The sequence below is a fragment of the Brevundimonas sp. genome, from assembly GCF_032055285.1.
Classification (GTDB): Bacteria; Pseudomonadota; Alphaproteobacteria; order Caulobacterales; family Caulobacteraceae; genus Brevundimonas.
In genome coordinates, this window is record NZ_DAMBRE010000001.1 from 123,230 (window position 1) to 145,690 (window position 22,461).

General features: G+C 68.9%; 22 protein-coding genes. 17 read left to right on the forward strand and 5 right to left on the reverse strand.

Going from position 1 to position 22,461, the window contains the following annotated elements; translation table 11 throughout:
* Positions 1 to 3 precede the first annotated feature (3 nt).
* The 11 genes from RTY13_RS00635 to RTY13_RS00685 all read left to right on the forward strand — a co-directional run bounded on the left by RTY13_RS00635 (position 4) and on the right by RTY13_RS00685 (position 10,319).
* A complete protein-coding gene (locus RTY13_RS00635) occupies positions 4 to 1,533 on the forward strand; it encodes a UbiD family decarboxylase (RefSeq protein ID WP_312780412.1) in 1,530 nt (509 codons plus the stop codon).
* A gap of 97 nt (positions 1,534 to 1,630) precedes the next feature.
* The gene (locus tag RTY13_RS00640; RefSeq protein ID WP_312780413.1) at positions 1,631 to 3,931 is read left to right on the forward strand and encodes a methyl-accepting chemotaxis protein; all 2,301 of its coding nucleotides are present in this window, start codon (positions 1,631 to 1,633) and stop codon (positions 3,929 to 3,931) included.
* An 80-nt stretch (positions 3,932 to 4,011) separates the two neighbouring features.
* Positions 4,012 to 4,638: a hypothetical protein gene (locus RTY13_RS00645; protein ID WP_312780415.1), complete on the forward strand. Its 627-nt coding sequence runs from the start codon at positions 4,012 to 4,014 to the stop codon at positions 4,636 to 4,638.
* A 114-nt stretch (positions 4,639 to 4,752) separates the two neighbouring features.
* Positions 4,753 to 5,094: a hypothetical protein gene (locus tag RTY13_RS00650; RefSeq protein WP_312780417.1), complete on the forward strand. Its 342-nt coding sequence runs from the start codon at positions 4,753 to 4,755 to the stop codon at positions 5,092 to 5,094.
* A 97-nt stretch (positions 5,095 to 5,191) separates the two neighbouring features.
* Positions 5,192 to 6,970, forward strand: coding sequence for a M14 family metallopeptidase (locus RTY13_RS00655; protein ID WP_312781750.1), 1,779 nt, complete (start codon positions 5,192 to 5,194; stop codon positions 6,968 to 6,970).
* Positions 6,967 to 7,368 carry an MAPEG family protein gene (locus tag RTY13_RS00660; RefSeq protein WP_312780418.1) on the forward strand — a complete coding sequence of 134 codons (402 nt, stop codon included), beginning with the start codon at positions 6,967 to 6,969 and terminating at the stop codon, positions 7,366 to 7,368. The genes RTY13_RS00655 and RTY13_RS00660 overlap by 4 nt, the downstream gene beginning before the upstream one ends.
* Before the next feature lie 49 nt (positions 7,369 to 7,417).
* Positions 7,418 to 8,764 (forward strand): metallopeptidase TldD-related protein, encoded by a 1,347-nt coding sequence (locus RTY13_RS00665; protein WP_312780419.1) that lies wholly within the window; start codon positions 7,418 to 7,420, stop codon positions 8,762 to 8,764.
* On the forward strand, positions 8,761 to 9,555 hold the full coding sequence (locus RTY13_RS00670) for a 3'(2'),5'-bisphosphate nucleotidase CysQ (RefSeq protein WP_312780420.1): 795 nt from the start codon (positions 8,761 to 8,763) through the stop codon (positions 9,553 to 9,555). Before RTY13_RS00665 ends, RTY13_RS00670 begins: the two co-directional genes overlap by 4 nt.
* A 16-nt stretch (positions 9,556 to 9,571) precedes the next feature.
* Complete coding sequence (locus RTY13_RS00675; protein WP_105562930.1) at positions 9,572 to 9,835, forward strand: DUF4170 domain-containing protein; 264 nt, start codon at positions 9,572 to 9,574, stop codon at positions 9,833 to 9,835.
* 98 nt (positions 9,836 to 9,933) lie between these two features.
* Positions 9,934 to 10,122, forward strand: a complete 189-nt coding sequence (locus tag RTY13_RS00680; RefSeq protein WP_312780421.1) for a hypothetical protein — start codon at positions 9,934 to 9,936, stop codon at positions 10,120 to 10,122.
* Positions 10,119 to 10,319: a hypothetical protein gene (locus RTY13_RS00685; protein ID WP_312780422.1), complete on the forward strand. Its 201-nt coding sequence runs from the start codon at positions 10,119 to 10,121 to the stop codon at positions 10,317 to 10,319. The genes RTY13_RS00680 and RTY13_RS00685 overlap by 4 nt, the downstream gene beginning before the upstream one ends.
* Positions 10,320 to 10,322: 3 nt before the next feature.
* Here the strand turns inward: RTY13_RS00685 and RTY13_RS00690 are convergent, their stop codons facing one another.
* Positions 10,323 to 10,988 carry a fused DSP-PTPase phosphatase/NAD kinase-like protein gene (locus tag RTY13_RS00690; RefSeq protein ID WP_312780423.1) on the reverse strand — a complete coding sequence of 222 codons (666 nt, stop codon included), beginning with the start codon at positions 10,986 to 10,988 and terminating at the stop codon, positions 10,323 to 10,325.
* 91 nt (positions 10,989 to 11,079) lie between these two features.
* Here RTY13_RS00690 and RTY13_RS00695 point away from each other — a divergent pair, with 91 nt between their 5' ends.
* The 4 genes from RTY13_RS00695 to lpxK are packed head-to-tail and all read left to right on the forward strand — an operon-like array spanning position 11,080 to position 15,942.
* Positions 11,080 to 12,945, forward strand: a complete 1,866-nt coding sequence (locus RTY13_RS00695; RefSeq protein WP_312780424.1) for an ABC transporter ATP-binding protein — start codon at positions 11,080 to 11,082, stop codon at positions 12,943 to 12,945.
* Positions 12,942 to 13,628 (forward strand): lysophospholipid acyltransferase family protein, encoded by a 687-nt coding sequence (locus RTY13_RS00700; RefSeq protein WP_312780425.1) that lies wholly within the window; start codon positions 12,942 to 12,944, stop codon positions 13,626 to 13,628. Before RTY13_RS00695 ends, RTY13_RS00700 begins: the two co-directional genes overlap by 4 nt.
* Positions 13,629 to 13,630: 2 nt before the next feature.
* On the forward strand, positions 13,631 to 14,932 hold the full coding sequence (locus tag RTY13_RS00705; protein ID WP_312780426.1) for a 3-deoxy-D-manno-octulosonic acid transferase: 1,302 nt from the start codon (positions 13,631 to 13,633) through the stop codon (positions 14,930 to 14,932).
* Entirely contained in the window at positions 14,929 to 15,942 is a 1,014-nt protein-coding gene (gene lpxK, locus RTY13_RS00710; protein WP_312780427.1) for a tetraacyldisaccharide 4'-kinase, read from the forward strand. Before RTY13_RS00705 ends, lpxK begins: the two co-directional genes overlap by 4 nt.
* On the opposite strand, the gene RTY13_RS00715 is transcribed toward lpxK, so the two are convergent.
* Positions 15,933 to 17,249 (reverse strand): amidohydrolase family protein, encoded by a 1,317-nt coding sequence (locus RTY13_RS00715; protein WP_312780428.1) that lies wholly within the window; start codon positions 17,247 to 17,249, stop codon positions 15,933 to 15,935. The two genes, lpxK and RTY13_RS00715, sit on opposite strands and share 10 nt — an antisense overlap.
* A gap of 127 nt (positions 17,250 to 17,376) precedes the next feature.
* Between RTY13_RS00715 and RTY13_RS00720 the strand changes: the two genes are divergently transcribed.
* Positions 17,377 to 18,081, forward strand: coding sequence for a murein L,D-transpeptidase catalytic domain-containing protein (locus RTY13_RS00720; RefSeq protein ID WP_312780429.1), 705 nt, complete (start codon positions 17,377 to 17,379; stop codon positions 18,079 to 18,081).
* A 13-nt stretch (positions 18,082 to 18,094) separates the two neighbouring features.
* On the opposite strand, the gene purD is transcribed toward RTY13_RS00720, so the two are convergent.
* On the reverse strand, positions 18,095 to 19,372 hold the full coding sequence (purD, locus tag RTY13_RS00725; RefSeq protein WP_312780430.1) for a phosphoribosylamine--glycine ligase: 1,278 nt from the start codon (positions 19,370 to 19,372) through the stop codon (positions 18,095 to 18,097).
* 56 nt (positions 19,373 to 19,428) lie between these two features.
* Complete coding sequence (locus RTY13_RS00730; RefSeq protein ID WP_312780431.1) at positions 19,429 to 19,590, reverse strand: hypothetical protein; 162 nt, start codon at positions 19,588 to 19,590, stop codon at positions 19,429 to 19,431.
* Between the two features lie 65 nt (positions 19,591 to 19,655).
* Between RTY13_RS00730 and xseA the strand changes: the two genes are divergently transcribed.
* The gene (gene xseA, locus RTY13_RS00735) at positions 19,656 to 21,137 is read left to right on the forward strand and encodes an exodeoxyribonuclease VII large subunit (protein WP_312780432.1); all 1,482 of its coding nucleotides are present in this window, start codon (positions 19,656 to 19,658) and stop codon (positions 21,135 to 21,137) included.
* A gap of 134 nt (positions 21,138 to 21,271) precedes the next feature.
* Here xseA and RTY13_RS00740 read toward each other — a convergent pair whose 3' ends face one another.
* Entirely contained in the window at positions 21,272 to 22,444 is a 1,173-nt protein-coding gene (locus tag RTY13_RS00740; RefSeq protein WP_312780433.1) for a P1 family peptidase, read from the reverse strand.
* Positions 22,445 to 22,461: the final 17 nt, after the last annotated feature.

A 22,461-nucleotide genomic window follows, 5' to 3' on the forward strand; every position in this document is an offset into this window, starting at 1 on the left:
GCCATGGCCTACAAGTCCCTGCGCGATTTCATCGCGACCCTCGAAGCCGACGGCGAACTGGTCCGCGTGTCGGAGCCCGTCTCCACCCATCTGGAGATGACCGAGATCCAGACCCGGCTGCTGCGCAACGGCGGTCCGGCGGTCCTGTTCGAGAAGCCGGTCATGCCGGACGGCACGATCAGCCCCATCCCCTGCCTGGCCAATCTGTTCGGCACGGTGAAGCGCGTCGCCATGGGCGTGACGCTGGAGGGCAAGCAACGCACCACGGCGGGCGAGCTGCGCGAGGTCGGCGAACTGCTGGCCTTCCTGCGCAATCCGACGCCGCCGCGCGGCCTCGGCGACGCCATGGAGATGCTGCCCCTGGCCCAGACCGTCATGTCCATGCGGCCGAAGACGGTGAAAAAGGCCCCGGTGCAGGAGGTGGTGCTGAAGGGCGATCAGATCGACCTGACCGCCCTGCCCGTTCAAGGCTGCTGGCCCGGCGAACCCGCGCCCCTGATCACCTGGGGTCTGGTCGTGACCAAGGGGCCGTCCGACGAGCGCGAGGACGACTTCAACCTGGGCATCTACCGGATGCAGGTGCTGGGCAAGGACAAGGCCATCATGCGCTGGCTGGCCCATCGCGGCGGCGCCCAGCACTACGCCCGGCACAAGAAGGCGGGCAAGCGCGAGCCCCTGCCCTGCGCCGTGGTGCTCGGCGCCGATCCGGGGACCATTCTGGCCGCCGTGACCCCGGTGCCGGAAACCCTGTCGGAGTATCAGTTCGCGGGCCTGATGCGCGGCTCCAAGGCCGAGCTGGTTCCCTGCAAGACCGTGCCCCTGATGGTCCCTGCCCAGGCCGAGATCGTGCTGGAAGGCCATGTCCTGCTGGACGAGTTCGAGGACGAAGGCCCCTACGGCGACCACACCGGCTACTACAACTCGGTCGAGAAGTTCCCGGTCTTCCAGGTCAGCGCCATCACCATGCGCAAGGACCCCATTTATCTGACCACCTTCACCGGCCGTCCGCCCGATGAGCCGTCCGTGCTGGGCGAGGCGCTGAACGAGGTCTTCATCCCCCTCATCCGGCAACAGTTCCCCGAGATCACCGACTTCTGGCTGCCGCCCGAGGGATGCAGCTATCGCATCGCCGTGGTGTCGATGAAGAAGGCCTATCCCGGCCACGCCAAGCGCGTGATGATGGGCTGCTGGAGCTATCTGCGCCAGTTCATGTACACCAAGTGGATCATCGTCGTGGACGACGACATCAACGCCCGCGACTGGAAGGACGTCATGTGGGCCGTCTCGACCAAGATGGACCCGGCGCGCGACATCACCGTCATCGAGAACACCCCCATCGACTATCTGGACTTCGCCAGCCCCGAGAGCGGCCTGGGCTCCAAGATCGGTCTGGACGCCACCGACAAGTGGGAGCCCGAAACCAAGCGCGAATGGGGCGAGGAAATCCGCATGGACGAGGCCGTGGTCGAGCGGGTCAACGACCTGTGGGACCGTCTCGGACTGCCCGGTGACGGAACGCCGATCTGGAAGTAACCGCCCGAGCGGTCGCTGAACCGTAATCTCCCTAAGGCCGCGATAAGCCTCCCCTTAACATTATCATCGGTAAGCCGACGATGATCGAGGAGAGCCGATGCGCGTGTTCAAGAACCTGACTGTCGCCGGAAAAATGCTGCTGGCGGGCGGCGCCGTCACCGGCGTTCTGCTGCTCTGCGCGGCCTTTGCGGTGTCGCAGAACACGCGCAGCGTCGCGCGCGCCCTGTCGCACGACTATGCTCAGGCCCTTGGCGACAGCGCCGTCGCCAACGTCAGCGGCCAGATCTCCGAGGCCTCGGCCACCGCCCGCGCCATGGCGAACATGATCGGTGAGGCCCACGAAACCGGCCTGCGCGACCGCGCGACGGTCGTGGCCATGTTGAAGCCCGCGGCCAGCGCCACGCCCCTGGTCATGGGCAGCTGGTTCATGGCCGCCCCCGACGCCTTCGACGGTCGGGACGCCGCTATGGCGGGCCGTGACGACCTGGGGTCGAACGCGTCGGGTCGCTTCCTGACCTATTGGGTGAATGACGCCGACACGACGACCCTGCAGGCGCCGATGGAGAGTACGGACTACGAAGAGCCCTACTTCACCCAGCCCTTCACCACCGGCAAGCCGGCCATCGTCGAGCCCTATGATGAGGATGTCGGCGGCAAGTCCGTGCTGATGACCTCTATCGCCTATCCGGTCGTCTCGGGCGGCAAGGTGATCGGCGTAGCCGGTCTCGACCTGGCCCTGAACGACTTCTCCAACCTGCTCGGCGCGATGAAGCCGCTCGGTTCGGGCCAGGTCATGCTGCTCTCCAGCTCGGGCGCCTGGGTGTCGCACCCGAACGCCGCCCTGCGCACCAAGCCCTATGCCGAAGGTCAGGCCGACGCGGTGCGTGCAGTCCTAAGCAGCGGCAAGGCAGCGCAACTGGATAGCCTACGCAATCTGGCTGGCGTGCCGATCGAGCGTCTGGTGATCCCGGCGCCGTTGACCGGTCTGAACGCCACCTGGGGTCTGGTGACCGACATCCCCACCGCCGCGATCAACGGCCCGTCCGACCGCCTGGCGATCGCCATGATGGTCGGCGGCCTGGTCATTCTGGCCCTGGTCCTGGCCAGCCTTTTCTTTGTGATCGACAGGGTGGTCCGCAAGCCGCTGACTCGACTGACGGCCTCGGTCAGCACTCTGAACGCCGGGCGCTACGAAACCCCCGTGCAGGGCACCGAGAGCGCCGACGAGTTGGGCGGCATCGCCCGCGCCCTCGACGGCTTTCGCCACCAGTTGGCCGACACCGACCGCCTGAGAGCAGAGCAGGAACAGAACCGCGCCGCCGCCGAGGCCGAGCGCCTGCGCAACGACGCCGTCCGCCAGGCCGCCGAAGAGGAACAACGCTTCGTCGTCGCCGCGGTCGGCCAGGGCTTGTCGCGTCTGTCGGACGGCGACCTGACCTATCGTCTGCAGGCCGAATTCCCCGAGGACTATCGCAAGCTGCGCGACGACTTCAACCTGGCCATGGTCCGGTTGGAAGAGACGATGACGGTGATCATCGACAGCGCCGCCGGCATCCGCTCGACCACCGGCGAAATCAGCCAGGCCTCCGACGACCTGTCGCGTCGCACCGAACAACAGGCCGCCAGCCTGGAAGAAACAGCCGCCGCCCTGGAAGAGGTCACCGCCACCGTGCGCCTGTCCTCGGACGGCGCGGAACGGGCGCACGGCATCGTGGAAACCGCCCGCCATAACGCCAAACGCAGCGGCGAGGTGGTCGATGAAACCGTCACCGCCATGCGCGACATCGAGACCTCGGCCCAGCAGATCGCCCAGATCACGGGCGTCATCGACGAGATCGCCTTCCAGACCAACCTTCTGGCCCTAAACGCGGGGGTCGAGGCCGCGCGTGCGGGCGACGCCGGACGCGGCTTCGCCGTCGTGGCCTCGGAAGTGCGCGCCCTGGCCCAGCGCTCGGCTGAAGCGGCCAAAGAGATCAAGGCCTTGATCGGGTCCAGCACCGAGCGGGTCAATCAGGGCGTGCGACTGGTCGGCGACACCGGCCAGGCCCTGACCCGCATCATCGACGAGGTGGCCCAGATCAGCGGCCTGGTCGCCGGCATCGCCGCCTCTGCCAAGGAGCAGGCCAGCGGCCTGGGCGAGATCAACGTCGCGGTGAACCAGATGGATCAGATGACCCAGCAGAACGCCGCCATGGTCGAACAATCCACCGCCGCCTCGCACTCCCTGGCCCAGGAAACCACCAGCCTGGCCGACCTGATGCGTCGCTTCCGCATCAGCGCCGAAGCCGCCCCGGCGGCGCGTCCTGCGCCCGCTCCCCAGCCCGTCGCCGCCCTGAAGACCGTAGGCGGACGCGGTCTGTCGGTCGTCCCTACGATCCAGGATTGGGAAGAGTTCTAAAGCCCGACCTTCTCCCTCGCCCGCTGGTGCGGCGGCGGGGAACCGTCTAGCTTGCCCCCAGACAGGGTCTGGGGGCCGCATTGAGCGCGTTCGAATTCTTTTTCAGCTTCTACGGCCTGCTGCTGGGCCTGTCGGTCGCCGAGTTGGTCGGCGGCTTCGCGCGGGTGCTGCACGAGCGCGAGCGCATCCGCTTCGGCTGGTTGACGCCGGCCCTGGCCCTGTTCGTGGCCATAGACATCGCCACCTTCTGGAACCAAGCCTGGGTCATTTTTCGCGGGGCGCCGTTCAATACCTTCCTGCTGCTGGTCAGCCTGAGCATCGCCGCGACCTTCTATGTGGCGGCCAGCGTCACCTTCCCCCGCGTCTCGGCCGAGGGCGCGCATGAGCGCATCGACATGGACGCCCACTTCTGGGCCCACCGCAAACTGGTGTTCGGCTGCATCTTGGCCGCCAACCTGATCGTGGCCGTCATGGTCATCATCCTGGGGCAGGCGGACGCGACGTTCGCCAAGATCGCCAGTTCCGTCCCACTGTGGACCGGCGTGGCCGTCTTCGTAGCGGGAACCGCCACGGCGGCCTTCGCTCCTGGGCGTCGCGCGGCGGTCGGCGCCCTGGCGGTCGTCCTGCTGTACAGCCTGTGGCAGATGGCCCGCTCCGCGGCGGCCCTGGCGGCCGCCGGCGGCTGGTCGATCGTCAGTGGCGCCTGAACCTGGACGCGCCTTAGAAAGGGACGTTTTCCTAATTGTGTTCCAAATACGATTTTCAGATGACGGGATTGTAATCTCGTCATAGCGTTCCGCCTTCCAGTCGCCGGAGGCAAAATGACCCGCATTCTTCCCGTCCTTCTCGCCGCTCTTCTCGCTGCGCCCGTGGCCATGAGCGCGCCTTCATCAGCGGACGCCCAGGTGCGCGTCGGATCGGGCGCCATGAAACGTACCCCGCCGCGTCCGCGTCCGCGCCTCACCGAAGCCGAGCAGGACCGTCTGTACGCCGCTCAGGACGAGGTCTCGGAGATCGACGTGAAAATCGCCGATCTTCAAGACGCCGACACGGCCGGCACCCTGACCGAAGCCCAACGCGAGGAATGGCGCTCCCACAACGCCCGCCGCCAGGAACTGCAGGAAACCATCGATCGATTGGAAGCCAAACGCAGCCGAGGCTGACAGGGACTTGCAAGCGAGGCCGTGACGACGGAAGACAGGGACCATGCGCATCAGCCTGTTCCTCGCCGCCGTCGCGGCGCTCGCATCGAGTTCCGCCATGTCCCAGACTCCGACCTCAGTTTCCAACGTCGCGCCGTGGGATCAGGCCTTCCTGCCGCCCGCGCCGACGTGGAACGGCGCCTCCAAGGCCCTGCTGCGCGACGCGTCTGATCCCTGGGTCACGGCCTTCGAGGCCGATGCGGCCCATGACTTCTCGCCCAGCTACGCCGACACCCGCGCCTGGTTCGACCGTCTGGACGCGGCCAGCGACCTGATCCGCATCGAGCAGTTCGGCGTCTCGCCGGAAGGCCGCCCCATCTACGCCGTCATCGCCTCCAAGGACGGCGCGACGTTCGATCCCTCCAAGCCCGTGCTGCTGGCCCAGGCCGGCATCCATCCGGGCGAGATCGACGGCAAGGACGCGGGCATGATGCTGCTGCGCGACATGGCCTTCTACGGCAAGGACGGCCTGCTGGACCGCGCCAACCTGGTCCTCATCCCGATCCTGAGCGTGGACGGGCATGAACGGACCAGCCCCTATTCCCGCCCCAACCAGCGCGGACCGCGCAACCAGGGCTGGCGTCACACGGCGACCAATCAGAACCTGAACCGCGACTTCATGAAGCTGGATCAGGCCGAGATGCAGGCCGTCATGGGCCTGATCCACAAGTATAACCCCGATCTCTACGTCGACATTCACGTCACCGACGGCATCGATTATCAATACGACGTCACCTATGGCTACAACGGCGAGGACGGCGTCTGGAGCCGCAGCCCGGCCATCGCCCAATGGCTGGACGACGCCTTCAAGCCCGACATGAACGCCGCACTGGAGGCCCAGGGCCACATCCCCGGCGAACTGGTCTTCGCCATCGACGACCGCGACCCGAAGAAGGGGATGAACGACGGCGGTCTGGGCGAGCGCTACTCCAACGGCTGGGGCTCGGCGGCCCACGTCCCGACCATCTTGATCGAGAACCACAGCCTGAAACCGCACGAGCAGCGGGTTCTGGGCACCTATGTCTTCCTCGAGGAGGCCCTGAAGCTGCTGGCCGACAAGTCGCAGTCCCTGCGCGCCGCCATCGGCGCCGACCGCGCCCTGCGTCCCGCCGAACTGCCCGCCAACTTCGTCGGCGACGAGCAGCCGATCCGCATCCGCCCGTTCAAGGGCATCCTCTACGAGACTTATCAAAGCGCCGCCTCGGGCCGGTCCGAACTGCGCTGGCTGGGCCAGCCGGACCCGGAGCTGTGGCAGGTGCCTTACTACGGTTCCAGCCCGACCCTGACGCTGAAGCGCCCCACCGCCTACTGGGTGCCGTCCTATCGCGCCGACATCATCGAGCGGCTGAAGACCCACGGCGTGCAGATGGAGACCCTGGCCGCGCCGCGCACGGTGGCCGTCGACATGCTGCGTCTGATCGATCCCAAGGTCTCGGGCCGCACCAATGAAGGCCATGTGCCGATCACGGTCGGCGAAGTCCGCGCCGAAGCCAAGGACTGGACCTTCCCCATCGGCTCGGTGCGCGTGCCGACCGATCAGCCGATGGGCGACGTCGCCATCCTGCTGCTGGAGCCGCAGTCGTCAGAGAGCTTCTTCGCCTGGGGCATGTTCCCCGAGGTGCTGAACCGCGTCGAATACATCGAGGCCTACGCCATCGCGCCCCTGGCCGAGAAGATGCTGGCCGCCGATCCCGCGCTGAAGGCCGAGTTCGAGGCCAAGCTGGCGGCAGAGCCCGCCTTCGCCGCCGACGGCGACGCGCGTCTGGCCTGGTTCTACGAGCGCACGCCCTTCTACGATCAGCGCTTCCGCCTCTATCCGGTGGGGCGTGAAAATTGAGCCTGATCCCGACCATTCAGGCGGCCTCCCTGTGGGGCGGCCTGCTGATCCTCCTGATGTTCGGCCTGTCCGGCGTGGTGGTGAACCGCCGCCGCAAGCACATGGTCGAGTTCGGCGACGGCGGTGAGCGCGAGCTGGTCTGCGCCACCCGCGCCTTCGCCAACGCGGCCGAATACATCCCCGCCGGGATGTGCGGCCTGATCCTTCTGGCCTTCCTCGGCGCGCCGGCCCTGCTGATCCATGCGGTCGGCGGGACGCTGTTCGCGGGCCGGGTGATCCACGCCCTGGGCCTGCTGTTCCAGCAAGGGCCGTCGCTGGGTCGTTCGGTCGGCATGATCCTGACCTGGCTGGCCCTGCTGGTGGCGGCGGTCAGCCTGATCGGCTGGTCGATTCTCTGAAGCGCGGCGGGCCGGTTGCGATACGGCGGCGGGTCCGCCATATCGGGGCATGTCCGCACAGACGCCCTCCCCCGACATCCTGCATGATCTGGTCGCCGCCGCGCTGAAGGCCGGCGCCGACGCCGCCGAGGCGGTTTCCGCCCACCGCGCCTCCCTTTCCGTCGGCGTGCGCAACGCCGAACTGGAAGAGGTCGAGCGCGAGGAGGCCCGCGATCTGGGGCTGCGCGTCTTCATCGGTCGCCGCCAGGCCACGGTCTCCGCTTCGGACCTGTCCGACGCCACCCGCGCCCGTCTGATTGAACGCGCCGTGGCCATGGCGAAACTGGCGCCCGAAGACCCCTACGCCTCGCTTGCGCCGCAGGACCGGCTGGCGCAAGGCCCGCACGCCGACCTCGACCTGTTCGACCCGTCCGAGCGCACCGCCGAGGCGCTGGAAGCCGCCGCCGCCGAGGCCGAGGCCGCCGCCCTGGCTGTGTCCGGCGTGTCCAAGTCCGAAGGCGGTCACGCCTCCTGGTCGGCCAGCGAATGGCGCCTGGTCACCTCGCACGGCTTTGACGGTCGCCATAAGGGCAGCGCCTTCTCCCTGGGCGTCGGCGTCATCGCCGAAAAGGACGGCGCCATGGAGCGCGGCGGCGAAAGCCGCGCCACGCGCTACCTGTCCGACCTGCCCGGCGCCGCCGAGATCGGCCTGAAGGCGGGCGAGCGCGCCGTGGCTCGCGTCGGCCCGCGCAAGATCGCCTCGACCACCGCCCCGGTCATCTTCGAGAACCGCATCGCCACCCAGGTCCTGTCGCCCCTGCTGGGCGCCATCTCCGGCCCCGCCATCGCCCGCGGCAGCTCCTTCCTGAAGGACAGGCTGGGCCAGCATGTCCTGCCCGCCGGCGTCGACATGATCGACGACCCCTTCCGCCTGCGCGGCCTCGGCTCCACCCCGTTCGACGACGAGGGCGTGGCGGTCGAACGTCGCAACATCGTCGAGGACGGCGTCATCACCACCTGGCTGCTGAACACCGCCGCCGCCGCCCAGCTGGGGATGGCCTCGACGGGTCACGCCTCGCGCGGGCTGGCCGGGCCGTCGGGCGTCTCGACCCACAACCTGCATCTGGCGCCGGGCGAGCGCGACAAGGCTGGCCTGATGGCTGAGGCCGGCTCGGGCCTGCTGATCACCTCCATGTTCGGCCCGTCGCTGAACGCCAACAACGGCGACTGGTCGGCGGGCGTGTCCGGCTTCTGGTTCGAGGACGGCCAGGTGGCCTATCCGGTCAGCGAAGTGACCGTGGCGGGCAATCTGATCGACCTCTACGCCCGGCTGGTGCGCGGATCGGATCTGGAGTTCCGGGGTTCCTTCAACAGCCCCTCTTTGATGTTCGACGCGGTGGCCATCGCCGGAAAATGACCGACCTTCTGTCCGACCTCGAACTGATCCGCGACGCGGCTTTGGCGGCGGGCAAGCTGGCGCTCGAGCATCGCGAGGCGGGACTGAAGGTCTGGTCCAAGGACGGCGGCTCGCCCGTCACCAGCGCCGATCTGGCGGTGGACCAGTTGCTGCGCGACACGCTGCTGAGCGCCCGACCCGATTACGGCTGGCTGTCCGAGGAGACGGCGGACAGCGCCGAGCGTTTGACCAAGAAGCGCATCTTCGTCGTCGATCCGATCGACGGCACCGTCGCCTATATGAAGAATAAGCCGTGGTGGTGCGTGCCCATCGCCGTGGTCGAGGAGGGTCGCCCCGTCGCCGCCGTCATCCACGCCCCGATGCTGGGCGAGATGTTCGAAGCGACCTTAGGCGGCGGCGCCCGTTTGCAGGGCCGCCCGATCAGCGCCTCGGACACCGACACCCTGGAAGACGCCGAGCTTCTGGCCGACGCCCGCTTGATGGAGGCGCGCGAATGGGCCGAACCTTGGCCGGAAATGCGCTTCACCAAGCGCAACGCCCTGGCCTATCGGATGGCCCTGGTCGCCGCCGGAGCCTTTGACGCGGCCATCGCCATCAGCCCCAAATGGGACTGGGACGTCTGCGCCGGCGCCCTGATCGCCGAGGAGGCCGGCGCCCGGGTCAGCGACCATATGGGGCGCGCCTGGCGCTTTAATCACCCCGATCCGCGCCAAACCAGCCTGATCTGCGCCGCGCCGGCCCTTCACCCGTTGATCGTGAGGCGCACAGCGCCTATCCCGCTGGCGATCTGATCACCCCTTTCTCGCAATGGACCCCCTCTCCATGGCTGACGCCCCCAATACTGCGCACGACCCCCAACTGCTTCACCTCGTCATCGGCGGCGAGATGCGCCACCCGGCCGAGCCCGTCTTCCGCGACCTGGCCCAGGTCGAGTTCGTCGGCGCCTATGGCAGCTATGACGAAGCCAAGCAGGCCTGGAAGGCCCGCGCCCAGGCCACCGTCGACAACGCCCACATGCGCTACTTCATCCTGCACGCGCACAAGCTGATCGACCCGCGCTCGGACGTCTGATCCGCCGCCCTCGCCTCGCGGCGAGGTTTACGGAACCGCACAGGCGGCTGACGCGCTTTCGTGTCAGCCGCCTTCGGCGTTTCTGAGAGGTGCTCAACATGACGCCCACCCTGATCGTCCTGCTGCTGGTGATCCTGGCCGTGGCCGCCGTCGTCTGGGTCGTGAAGAAGGGCCCCGCGCACACGCCCCGTCCCGGCGAGGATCAGGACACGGCCTGGAACGACCCCATCACGCCAGCCGAATCCGGGCATCATCATTCGTCCCACAAGCCGGAGCCGCGACCGTGACCCTGTTCGGCCAGACCCTCGACGGACAGCAGCTGTTCGGAATCATCTCCCTGATCAGCGTCCTGGCCCTGTGGCTGGTCGTGCTTGGCCGCGAGCGCAACTACGCCCGCTGGTTCCGCCAGTGGGAAGCCGACCGCAAGGCGCGTCGCGACGCGGAAACGGCCCAGCACGGCCCGAAGCGCGGCCCCTGGGGTTAAGCTCTACTCGCGCTTCAGCAGGCGGTCCACGACCAGCTTGCCCCACCAGCCGGCCTTGAACTCGGCGCGAATGGCCTTGGGATCATAGGCGTCGCTGGCTATCCAGTCCTCGAAACTGACGCCGGTCGGCTCGACCTCGGCGACATATTTCTCCAGCGTATAGTCCAGAACCCCCGTCAGGCCCTCGCGGCTGTGCAGCGTGCGCTTGCCCAGTTCCGACATGGCCGCCGAGATCGGCTCGCCCAGATGGAAGTGACGATACAGCACCGCCATCATCCCCGCCCGGTCCGCGCCCGACTTGCAGTGGATCAGGGCGGGATATTCGATGGTCTTGAACAGGTCGCGCGCCCGGTCGATGCGATCCCGGCCCGGCGGATCGCGCGAATCCAGCGGGGCGTCGATCAGGGTCAGGCCCAGCCGCTCGCAGGCGTCCTTCTCCAGCCAGTAGTAGGCCTCGTCGCGCTGCCCGCGCAGATTGATGACGGTCTTGATCCCCCGTCTCTGCCAGTAGGCCAGCTGTCCCGGCGACGGCTGATTGGTGCGCACCAGGTCAGGCCCCAGCCAGTGAGCATTGGTGAAGGCTGTGCGCAGGAAGGCGTGGTCGGCCCAGAAATAGGACCAATGCGCCTTGAACCGGCCCATCAGCGTTGTCAGATCATAGCGCGCCATAGGCCGCAGATAGCGACGAAACCGCACCGCGTCACCATCAGCTTGACGGCGGCGGCTTGACTTGACGCCCGTCCCGTTCGACCGAGAGCCAATGACCGTTCCTACGCCCGCCTCCGACACCCGCGAACCTCTGCGGCCGCTTCTGGGCCGGATCTGGCGCGACTACCTGTCCCGGCACAAGGGCGCCTTCTTCGCCTCCATGCTCTGCGCCGCGATCTCCGGCGGCCTGACCGCCCTGCTGCTGAAGTTCCTGGAACCGGCCATCGACCTGCTGTTCACCAAGCACCAAGGGCCGGTGCAGGTCTGGGGCCTGGTCAGCATCCCGTCGGACAGGGTGCTGATCCTCATCCCGCTGTTCATCATCATGGTGGCCATCGTCCGGTCGCTGGCCATGGCGGCGCAGGCGGCCCTGGTGAACCGGTTGGGCCACGGCATCGTCGGCGATATTCAGAAGCAGCTCTTCTCGGGCATGATCCGCGCCGACCTGTCGCGTCTACGCAGCCAGCATTCGGGGACCTTCGTCTCTTCCGTACTGTTCGACGCCAACCTGGTGCGCGAAGCCTTCACCTCGGGCGTGGTCAACTACACCCAGAACGCCCTGATGCTGCTGGGCGTCATCATCGCCATGGGCTTCATCGACCTGCCGCTGACCCTGATCGTCCTGCTGGGCGTGCCGGTGGTCAGCTGGATCATCCGCCGCTTCGGCCAGAAATCGCGCAAGGCCGCGCGCGGCGCCATGGTCGAGACCGAGGCCCTGTCCAGCGCCCTGATGGAGAACCTGGACGGCGTCCGCGTCATCAAGATCGAGAACCGCGAGGCCGCCGAGGAGGCCCGCGTCGGCGAGGTCATCGCCCGTCGCCAACGCCACATCATCAAGGGCTCCGACAGCCGCGCCTTCGCCGGCCCGGCCAGCGACATCGTCGCCTACGCCATCGTCGCCGCCGTCATGGCCTATGCGGGTTGGAGCGCCAGCCAGGGTGAGATGACCGTCGGCGCCTTCGCCTCCTTCATCGGCATGCTGCTGCTGGCCGGACAGGCCCTGCGTCAGGTCACCAACCTGACCACCGTCCTCAGCGAAGGCCTGACCGCCGCCCGGCGCCTGTTCACCGCCCTGGACATCGAGCCTGAAATCCGCGAGGCGAGCGACGCCGTCGACCTGGAGACCGGCCCGGTCACCGTCGCCCTGAATCATGCCTCCTTCGCCTACGCCGCCAGCGAGGACGGCGCCGCGCCGACCCTGTCTGACGTCAGCCTGCATGTTGCGCCGGGCGAGACCATCGCCCTGGTTGGCCCCTCGGGCGGCGGCAAGTCCACCATCCTGTCGCTGCTGCCGCGCTTCTATGACGTCACCACCGGCGCCGTGACCGTCAACGGCCGCGACATCCGTGAACTGAAGCTGCAGTCCCTGCGCGATCACATCGCCCTGGTGACGCAGGAGCCCTTCCTGTTCGACGACACCATCGCCGCCAACATCGCCTATGGCCGCAAGGGCGCGACCGCCGAGCCGATCATCGAGGCGGCGCGCTCAGCCGCCGCCCACGACTTCATCACCGCCCTGCCCGAAGGCTACGCCACCCGCGTCGGCGAGGCCGGGATGCGTCTATCCGGCGGCCAGCGCCAGCGCATCGCCATCGCCCGCGCCTTCCTGAAGGACGCCCCCATATTGCTGCTGGACGAGGCCACCAGCGCCCTCGACACCGAAAGCGAGGCCCTGGTCCAGGCGGCGCTGGAGCGGCTGATGCACGGCCGCGCCACCCTGATGATCGCCCACCGCCTGTCGACAGTGCAGAACGCCGACCGCATCTATGTCATCGAGGCCGGCCGCGTGGTCGAACAGGGAGCCCACGCCGCCCTGGTCAAGAAGGGCGGTCTCTACGCCCGCCTCGCGCGCCAGCAATCCCTGGACGGCCCGTCGCCCGTCGCCGCTTCCGCCCTGCCCGATGAGACCGGTGCATGAGGCCGCTGCGCAATCCGATCATCCAGACCTCCATGGCCTGGATCCTCTCGGAATGGATGCGGTTCTGTTACGCCACCATCCGCTGGGAATACGAGAACGAACAGGTCGCCGAGGAGGTCTGGGCCGAGGGCGGCGGCGTCCTGTGCGCCTTCTGGCACTCAAGACTGGCCCTCGCCCCCGCATGCTGGCCGATGAAGCGGGCCCAGCCGGTCAAGGGTCTGGTTTCGCTCAGCGCCGACGGCGAGTTCTTCGCTCGCGCCGTAGGGCGTCTGGGCATCCCCGCCGTGCGCGGCTCGTCCAGCAACAAGGACAAGGCCAAGCAGGCCAAGGGCGGGACCCAGGCCCTGCGCGACGGCCTGAAGCAGTTGAAGGTCGGCGGCCTGGCCCTGACCCCCGATGGTCCCCGCGGCCCGGCGCGCCAGATGGCCGAGGGGCTGCCGCTGATGGCCAGGATTTCGGGCGCGCCGGTTCTGTTCATCGGTCTGTCTTGCAAGCCCGCGATCCGCCTGAACAGCTGGGACAAGGCCGTCCTGCCCCTGCCCTTCGGCAAGGGCGCCGTGGTCTGGGACAAGGCCTGGTATCCCGAGGGCGTCGATATGTCCGAGGTCGTCGCTGACTGGACCGGCCGCCTGACCGCCGTAGAGGCCCGGGCCGACGTCCTCACCGGGCTGGAGCGCGTCTGAGCGTGATCTTCAGCCCCGCCCTGATCGCCTATCGCCTGCTGACCCGTCTGATCGAGCCCCTGGCCCCGCGCCTGCTCGACGCGCGGGTCAAGCAGGGCAAGGAAGACCCGCAAAGGGTCGATGAACGGCTGGGGCTAGCAGGCTTGCCGCGCCCAGACGGACCGCTGATCTGGATTCATGGGGTCAGCGTCGGCGAGGCCCTGTCCATCCTTCCCCTGGCCGAGCGCATCCGCAAGGACCGCCCGGACGTGACCGTCCTGGTCACCACCGGGACGCTGACCTCGGCGCAGGTCCTGGCCCAGCGCCTGCCGCCGGGCGTCATCCATCAGTTCGCCCCGGTGGACAGCCCCTCGGCCGTGGCCGCCTTCCTCGACCACTGGAAGCCGACCATCGGCGTCTTCGTCGAGAGCGAACTGTGGCCCAATCTGCTTATGGCGGCGAAGAAGCGCGGCGTCGCCCTGGCCCTGGTCAGCGCCCGCATCACCGACAAGACCGCCGAGGGCTGGAAGAAGGCCCCCGGCATGGCGCGCGCCCTGATGGCCTGCTTCACCCATGTCTGGCCCCAGGATCAGGCCAGCGCCGACCGGCTGACGGCGCTCGGCGCCCGCGTCGATGGTCAGGTCAATCTGAAGCTGTCGGGCGAGCCCCTGCCCTATGACAAGGGCGAGTTCGGCCGCCTGTCGGCCCTGATCGACGACCGCCCCGTCGTGGTCGCCGCCAGCACCCACGAGCACGAGGAAATGGCCATCGTCGGGGCGCTGGACCATCTGGCCGACCGCCTCTTCCTCATCGTCGTGCCGCGCCACCCCGACCGCGCCGATGAGATCGCCCGGTCGCTGGCTCAGGACGGCTACAGCTTCGCCCGGCGCAGCCTGCGTCAGCCGATCACCGACGAAACCGACATCTATCTGGCCGACACCTTGGGCGAACTGGGCCTGTTCATGCGCCTGGCCGACGTGGTGGTCATGGGCGGCTCGTTCGCCCCGGCGCTGGGCGGCGGCGCCGTCGGCGGCCACAATCCGCTGGAGCCCGCGCGTCTGGCCAAGCCGGTCGTCACCGGCCCCGACGCCAGCAACTGGGCCGCCGTGACGCGGATGCTGAAAAACTCCGGCGGCCTGGTCTCGGTGCTGTCTCCCACCGAACTGCCGGGCATCGTCGGTCCGTTGCTGGCCGATCCTGACGCCGGGCGCGACATGGGCGAGCGCGGCCGTCGCGCCGCCGCCGAGGCCGCCGCCGGGCTGGACCGCCTGTGGCTGGCGCTTCAGGCCCACCTGCCCGCCGCCCCGTCGCGAGGGCGCCGATGAAGCTGAACACCCCCCGCTGGTGGTACAGCCGCGACCTTCGTCATGCGCCGGTGGCGCGTATGCTGCTCAAGCCCGCCTCATGGATATGGAGCAGCGTCACCGCCCGTCGCATCGCCCGCGCCACGCCCGTCGACCCCGGCGCGCCCGTCGTCTCCATCGGCAATCTGACCGTCGGCGGGTCGGGCAAGACGCCCATCGCCCGCGAGGTCTTGCGCCTGCTGCACGCGCAAGGGATCAAGGCCGCCGCCCTGTCGCGCGGCTACGGCGGATCGCTGGAAGGTCCGGTTCAGGTCGATCTGGCCGTCCACACCGCCACCGAGGTGGGCGACGAGCCGCTGATGCTGGCCGCCGACGCCCCCGCCTGGATCGCGCGCGACCGCGTGGCCGGAGCCCAGGCCGCCGTGACGGCGGGCGCGCAGGCCCTGGTGCTGGACGACGCCCATCAGAATCCGTCGCTGAAAAAGACCCTCAGCCTGATCGTGGTCGATGGCGAGACACGCGGCGACGAATGGCCCTTCGGCGACGGTTCGGTCTTTCCGTCCGGTCCCATGCGCGAGCCGCTGAAGGCTGGCCTTGCCCGCACCGACGCGGTCGTCATTCTGCTGCCCGCCGACCTACCGGATGCAGACCCGGAACTGATCGCGACCTTCGGCGACCTGCCCGTCTTCATCGCCCGGCTGGAGCCCGCCGCCGCCCCGCCGCCAGGGCCTCAGGTCGGTTTCGCCGGCATCGCCAAGCCCTGGAAGGTCGAGCGGTCGCTGATCGCCGCCGGCTGCGACCTGAAGGACTTCGTCCCCTTCCCCGACCACGCCGAACTGTCGGAGCGCGACTTCGCCTTCCTCAATGAGCGCGCGGCCCTGTTCGACGCGGGCCTGGTCACGACCGAGAAGGACTGGGTGCGCGTGCCGCCCGCGTGGCGCGACCGGATCGTCGCCTGGCCCGTCGTGGCGCGGCTGGAGCAGGAAGCGGCCTTCGCCCGCTTCCTGCGGGATCGCCTCGGTCAGTCCTGACGGAAGACCTGCCCCCCCTTCATCACGAAGCGGACGCGTTCCAGTTCCGTCACATCGCTCAGCGGATCGCCTGAGACCGCGATCAGATCGGCGGGCATGCCCGGCGCCAGACGGCCCGCTTCGTTAGATATCTTCAGGTGCTCGGCGGCGCCGACGGTGGCGGCCTGAATCGCCTCCAGCGGGGTCAGGCCCGCGCGGACCAGAAGGGCGAACTCCTGGGCGTTGTCGCCGTGGGCCGAGACGCCCGAGTCGGTGCCGAAGGCGATGCGCACGCCGCCGGCATGGGCGCGGCGCGCCATGTCCAGCATCTTGGGTCCGGCCTCCAGCGCCTTGGCGGTCTGGGCCGGGGTGAAGAAGTTGTCGGGGCCAGAGGCCATGCGCGCCACATAGTCCCCGGCCATCAGGGTCGGCACCAGCCAGGCGTCATGCGCCTTGAACAACCGCATGGACTCGTCGTCCAGATAGGTGCCGTGCTCGATGGAGTCGCCGCCCGCCTTCAGGAAGGCGTTGATGCCATCGACGCCGTGGGCGTGGGCCGTGACCTGACGCCCCATGCGGTGCGCCGAGGCGACGATGGCGGCCAGTTCGTCCTCGCTGAACTGCTGGGCCAGACCGGCGGCGGTGTTGGACAGGACGCCGCCCGTGGCGGTGATCTTGATGATGTCGGCGCCGCTGCGGACCTGAAGGCGAACAGCCCGCATGCAGTCCTCGACGCCCGAGCAGACGCTTTCCGGCGACAGGACATGCATGATGTCCTCGCGATAGCCGTTGATGTCGCCGTGGCCGCCGTGGACCGACACCGCCGAGCCCGCCGCGATGATGCGCGGTCCCGGCACGTCGCCGCGCCGCACAGCCTCGCGCAGGGCGAAGATGGATTCATTGCTGGCGCCCAGGTCGGCCACCGTGGTGAAGCCGGCGTTCAGGGTGCGGCGCGCGTAGCGCGCGCCGATCATGGCCTGGGTCGCGTTCGACTCGGTGACGTTCTCCAGACGCCCGTTGGGGTTCTGCTGACTGGTCAGGTGGACGTGGCTGTCGATCAGGCCGGGCAAGACGAAGGCGCCGCGCAGATCGACCACCTGGCCCTCGCCGACGAAACCGTCGCGGATTTCGACGACTTGGTTCCCTCTGATCACGAGAGTTTTATCTCGCAGCACCCGCCCGCTGGCCGGATCGGCCAGAAGTCGCCCCACTTGAACGAACGTGGTCGGCTGTTCGGCCGAAACGGCAGGGACCGCAGGGGCTTGCCGCGCCTGCGCCGAGGTGGCGGCCAGAACGGCAGCGGTCACAATCAGAGCCAGTTTCTTCATCGGTCCCTCCCAGAACTACCGGCGGCACCTTAGCGGGTCAGCGGCTTTCGCCAAGGCTCAGGTTGCGTCGTTACGGGGCTTTGTGAAACAAGCCGATACAGTTGTTTAATCGTGCGAGGGGCGTCGCATGCGGCTTTCCAGACGTGGCTTGATCCTGGGCGGTTCGGCCCTGTTGGCGGGATGTTCCTCCGCCGCTTCGACCACCAACCTCCAGCTCGCCGGCGCCGCGCCTGCCAGCCTCCCCGTCGTTCCGATTCCCACGGTCGCGCCGCAGCCCGCCGTCGTGACCCGGGTCAGCGGCCCCGTCATCGATCCGCATGGCGTGGTCCGCAAGGATCTGATGGAGCGCGCCCGCGCCGCCATGGACACCCACGGTCACAAGATCAGCAAGCGCGACCGCATGTATCTGGTCGACTTCCAGAAGTTCTCTGGCGAGGACCGCTTCTACGAGGTCGATCTGGAAGGCGGCTGGGTCACGGCCTACCGCACCAGCCACGGCCGCGGCTCGGACCCGGCGCACTCGGGCTTCGCCCAGCGCTTCTCGAACGAGATGAACAGCCACATGTCGTCCATCGGCGCCTTCGCCACGGCGGGCGCCAGCTGGGGCTCGCAGCAAGGGCCGAACGTCCTGCTGGACGGGCTGGAATACTCCAACAACCGGGCGCGTGAGCGGGCCATCATCATCCACGGCGCCGACTACGCCGACCCGGCCTTCCTGGCCCGCGAAGGCAAGCTGGGTCGCTCCTACGGTTGCTTCTCGGTGTCGCACGCCGATCTCGTCCCCTTGCGGGAACGCATGGGCGAGGGACGGCTTCTGTTCGCCATGACCTAGATTTTGGAGCCGCCTAGCGCGGCTCCAGCGCCCGCCAGCCAATGTCGCTGCGGTGGAAGCCGCCGGGCCAGTCGATCCTGGCCACCGCCTCGTAGGCGCGGGCGCGGGCCTCGGCGATGTCGGCGCCGTGGGCGCAGACGTTCAGCACGCGCCCGCCCGCCGCCACCAGGGCGCCATCGTCGCGCTTCTTCGTCCCGGCATGGAAGACCTGAACGTAAGGGCCGAAGTCCTGATCGGCGCCACGGATGACCGAGCCCTCCAGCGGGCTGTCGGGATAGCCCTTGGCCGCCAGAACCACCGTGATGACCACCCCGTCCTTGAACCGGGGCGCCGGAGCCTTGGTCAGGTCGCCGCGCGCGCAGGCCAGCAGCAGAGGCACGATGTCGCCGTCAAAGCGCATCATCAGCACCTGGCATTCCGGGTCGCCGAAGCGGGCGTTGAACTCGACCACCTTGGGGCCTTCGCTCGTCGCCATCAGGCCGGCGTAGAGGACGCCGCGATAGGGCGCGCCCTCGGCGGCCATCATGCGGATGGTCGGCTGAACCACGCGTTCGTCGGCCTGCTGCACCAGCTCGGGGGTGAAGACCGGCGCGGGCGAATAGGCGCCCATGCCGCCCGTATTGGGGCCCATGTCGCCGTCGAAGGCGCGCTTGTGATCCTGGGCCCCGCCGAACAGGACGGCGCGCTTCCCGTCGCACAGAGCGAACAGCGAGCCCTCCTCGCCGTCCATGAATTCCTCGATGACGACGCGCGATCCGGCCGAGCCGAAACGCCCGCCCAGCATCCGCTCGATCTCGGCCTCGGCGTCCGGCTTGTCGGGGCTGATGGCCACGCCCTTGCCCGCCGCCAGACCGTCGGCCTTGATGACATAGGGGGCGGCGTAGTTGTTCAGCGCCGCCTTGGCCTCGGCCACGTTCTCATAGACGCCATAGCCCGCCGTCGGGATGTTGTGACGCTGCAGGAAGGCCTTGGAGAAGGCTTTCGAGGTTTCCAGCTGCGCTGCCTTGGCCGTCGGGCCGAAGCAGGGAATGCCCACGGTGTTGAGGCGGTCGGCCAGCCCCTCGGCCAGGGCCGATTCCGGGCCGACCACGACCAGGTCCGCCTTCATCTCGCGCGCCAGGGCGGTCAGGGCGTCGGCGTCGGTCGCCTTGATCTCGGGCTTGAGCTCGGCGTGTTTCGCCATGCCGGGATTGCCAGGCGCGGCGACAAGCCGCGTGACCAGCGGCGACTGGGCGATTTTCCAGGCCAGGGCGTGCTCACGCCCTCCGGATCCGACGAGCAGAATGTTCATATGCGCGCAATGACCGCCCCCGCCGTCCGGGTCAAGCGGGGGAAAGGGTTAGCGGCCTATAGAAGCGCCGACAGGACGTAGATCACGGCCCCCAGCAGGACGATGGCAAAGACGATCAGCCAGGGGCTGACCGCCGGGGCGTTGCTGCGACGCGCCAGTTCGTCCTCGCGCGGGGCGCGTTCGGCGGGGTCGGTTCCGGGCGGGTCTGCGGGTTCCATGGTCAAGCTAACGGACGCGGCCCCGCCCCGTTCCCGCCTGCGACAAGACGGGCTAAGGTCGTGCCATGATCTCCGACGACGACTATGCTTTTGAAGGCCCCGCCGAGGCGCCGGCCGCCGCGCGCGACAACAACCCGCCCCTGTCGATCTCGGAGCTCAGCTTCGCGCTGAAACGCACGCTGGAGGACCGCTTCGGCCATGTGCGGCTGCGCGGCGAGATCTCCAAGGTGAACCGCCACGCCTCGGGCCACGTCTATCTGACCTTGAAGGACGACAAGGCCGCCATCGACGGCGTCGTCTGGAAGGGCGTGGTCCGGGGCCTGGGCGCCCAGCCGGAAAGCGGGCTGGAAGTCATCGTCACCGGCAAGATCACCTCCTACCCCGCCCGGTCGTCGTATCAGATCGTCATCGAGAGCATGGAACCGGCCGGCGCCGGCGCCCTGCTGGCCCAGCTGGAGCGACTGAAGGCGCGTCTGCGCGACGAGGGCCTGTTCGAGCCGGGCCGCAAGAAGCCCCTGCCGACCTTCCCAGCCACCATCGGCGTCATCACCAGCCCGACCGGGGCGGTGATACGCGACATCCTGCACCGCATCGCCGAGCGCTGGCCCTGCCGCGTCATCGTCTGGCCGGTGGTGGTGCAGGGCGACGCCGCCAGCGGTCAGGTGGCGAACGCCATTCGCGGTTTCGACCAGATGAGGCCGGACGGGCCGATCCCGCGCCCCGATCTGCTGATCGTCGCGCGTGGCGGCGGTTCGGTCGAGGACCTGTGGTGCTTCAACGACGAGACCCTGGCCCGCACCGTGGCCGAAGCCCGCATCCCCATCATCTCGGCCGTGGGACACGAGACCGACACCACCCTGATCGACTTCGTTGCGGACCGCCGCGCGCCGACGCCGACCGGCGCGGCCGAGATCGCCACCCCGGTGCTGTCGGACCTGCGCTGGGCGTTGAGCGATCTGGAGGCGCGTCTGGCCCGAGCGGGTTCGCGCCTGCTGGAGGACCGCCGCACCCGACTGCGCGCCGCCGCCCGCGGCCTGCCCGCGCGGCCCGAAGACCTCCTGGCCCTGCCGCAGCAGCGCCTCGACCACGCCGCCAGCCGTCTGGGCTCCGGCCTGCACCGCAACGTCGCCGTGCATGAGCGCCAACTGGCCGTCGTCGGCGGACGGCTGTCGAAGGGTCTGCTGGACCGCGCCATCGAACGCCGTGGCGACCGTCTGGCGGCCTATGCCGACCGTTTCGGCCCGGCGATGAAGCGACGGCTGGACCACGACGAAACGCGGCTAGCCGCCCTGTCGCGGGCGCTGGCCACCCTCGATCCCAAACGGCCCAAGCCCGGCTTCGCCCGCATCGAGGATGAGGCGGGGGCCATGATCGCCTCAGCCGCCGCCCTGTCGCCGGGCCAGGCGGTGCGTATCGTCTTCGGCGACGGCGCCAGGGGCGCCACCATCGACGGGGATGGGGCGGTGCCCCGGCCCGTCACGCCGCCCGCGCCCAAGCCCGCGCCCCGGCCCAAGGCCCCGCCCGCCGGTCAAGGCGATCTGTTCTAGCTTTTTCCTCCCCATGCAATGAGGAGGGGGACCGCGTAGCGGTGGAGGGGCTCGCCGCGCTCGGCATCAAGCAGCCCCTCCGTCACGGCCGCTGCGCGTCCGTGCCACCTCCCCATTGCATGGGGAGGAAAGCTCTAGCGCCCCGGCGCCAACAGCCCCTTCACCGCCTCGACGTCCAGCGCCTCGATCGTCACCGTCTGGCCGTCGATGATCGAGGTCGTGGTCTCGGCCTTGAGCAGGGAGTTGAGGATGGCCTCCTCCGCAGCTTCGGCCACCGCCACGAACAGGGGCGACATGCGGTCATTGGGCCAGTCCGCCACCGTCGTCGTACCGCTGCGCCGCTCCGGCGTCCGCCGCACGCCCTCATGGGTGGAGAAGGCGATGGCGTAGTCGCCCGAGCCGTTGGAGAAGGCCGCCCCTGTCCGCGCCAGACCGGCGAAGGCCCGGTCCGCCAGTCGCTCCAGATTGCGGTCCGACAGGGGCGCATCGGTCGCCACCACGATCATGATCGAGCCATCTGCGCGCTCGGCCTCGACCTCCTGACGCAGGAAATAGCGGCCCAGCGGCACCCCGACGGGCGTGCCGTCCATGCTCAGCACCCCACCGAAGTTGGACTGCACCAGCACCCCCACGGTGAAGCCGCCGAGGCTGGCGGGAAGCTTGCGCGAACTGGTGCCGATGCCACCCTTGAAGCCAAACGCAATGGTGCCCGTCCCGGCCCCGACCGCGCCCTGCTCGACCGGGCCGCTCGTCGCCGTCTCTATGGCCTGCACCACGTCGGCCGCCGTGACCACCCGCGCGCGAATATCGTTCAGCCCGCCGTCGTTGGTTTCGCCCACCACGGCGTTGAGCGAACGGATGTCCTCATGTCCCGGCTGCTTCAGCGTCCAGTCCAGCACGCCGTCGATGCCGCGCGCCACCGACAGGGTGTTGGTCAGAACGATGGGCGTCTCGATCTCGCCCAGTTCGCGAATCTGGGTCGCGCCCGCCAGCTTGCCGAAGCCGTTGGCCACCGACAGCCCCGCCGGAACCTTCTCGCGAAACAGGTCGCCGCCGTGCGGCAGGATGGCCGTGACGCCCGTGCGGATGCTGTCGCCCGAGCGCAGAGTCACCTGCCCGACCCGCACGCCCGCCACGTCGGTAATGGCGTTCAGCGGCGCCGGCGAGAGGATGCCAGGCGCCCGGCCCAGATCGCGAATCGTCGGTCGCGCCTCGCTCGATTGCGCCGCAGCCGGCCCGGCCGCCAGGCTGGCGGCCAGGATCACAGACAAGGCCAGGACGGTCGGCAGCGGGTATCGGCGGGGCATCGGCGTCTCCGTTCGTC

Bases quoted from the DNA above. Each gene is read 5' to 3' on its own strand.
- RTY13_RS00635 (WP_312780412.1), top strand. From the start codon at position 4: ATGGCCTACAAGTCCCTGCGCGATTTCATCGCGACCCTCGAAGCCGAC.
- RTY13_RS00640 (WP_312780413.1), top strand. From the start codon at position 1,631: ATGCGCGTGTTCAAGAACCTGACTGTCGCCGGAAAAATGCTGCTGGCG.
- RTY13_RS00650 (WP_312780417.1), top strand. From the start codon at position 4,753: ATGACCCGCATTCTTCCCGTCCTTCTCGCCGCTCTTCTCGCTGCGCCC.
- RTY13_RS00655 (WP_312781750.1), top strand. From the start codon at position 5,192: ATGTCCCAGACTCCGACCTCAGTTTCCAACGTCGCGCCGTGGGATCAG.
- RTY13_RS00665 (WP_312780419.1), top strand. From the start codon at position 7,418: ATGTCCGCACAGACGCCCTCCCCCGACATCCTGCATGATCTGGTCGCC.
- RTY13_RS00670 (WP_312780420.1), top strand. From the start codon at position 8,761: ATGACCGACCTTCTGTCCGACCTCGAACTGATCCGCGACGCGGCTTTG.
- RTY13_RS00675 (WP_105562930.1), top strand. From the start codon at position 9,572: ATGGACCCCCTCTCCATGGCTGACGCCCCCAATACTGCGCACGACCCC.
- RTY13_RS00680 (WP_312780421.1), top strand. From the start codon at position 9,934: ATGACGCCCACCCTGATCGTCCTGCTGCTGGTGATCCTGGCCGTGGCC.
- RTY13_RS00690 (WP_312780423.1), bottom strand. From the start codon at position 10,988: ATGGCGCGCTATGATCTGACAACGCTGATGGGCCGGTTCAAGGCGCAT.
- RTY13_RS00695 (WP_312780424.1), top strand. From the start codon at position 11,080: ATGACCGTTCCTACGCCCGCCTCCGACACCCGCGAACCTCTGCGGCCG.
- RTY13_RS00700 (WP_312780425.1), top strand. From the start codon at position 12,942: ATGAGGCCGCTGCGCAATCCGATCATCCAGACCTCCATGGCCTGGATC.
- lpxK (WP_312780427.1), top strand. From the start codon at position 14,929: ATGAAGCTGAACACCCCCCGCTGGTGGTACAGCCGCGACCTTCGTCAT.
- RTY13_RS00715 (WP_312780428.1), bottom strand. From the start codon at position 17,249: ATGAAGAAACTGGCTCTGATTGTGACCGCTGCCGTTCTGGCCGCCACC.
- RTY13_RS00720 (WP_312780429.1), top strand. From the start codon at position 17,377: ATGCGGCTTTCCAGACGTGGCTTGATCCTGGGCGGTTCGGCCCTGTTG.
- purD (WP_312780430.1), bottom strand. From the start codon at position 19,372: ATGAACATTCTGCTCGTCGGATCCGGAGGGCGTGAGCACGCCCTGGCC.
- RTY13_RS00730 (WP_312780431.1), bottom strand. From the start codon at position 19,590: ATGGAACCCGCAGACCCGCCCGGAACCGACCCCGCCGAACGCGCCCCG.
- xseA (WP_312780432.1), top strand. From the start codon at position 19,656: ATGATCTCCGACGACGACTATGCTTTTGAAGGCCCCGCCGAGGCGCCG.
- RTY13_RS00740 (WP_312780433.1), bottom strand. From the start codon at position 22,444: ATGCCCCGCCGATACCCGCTGCCGACCGTCCTGGCCTTGTCTGTGATC.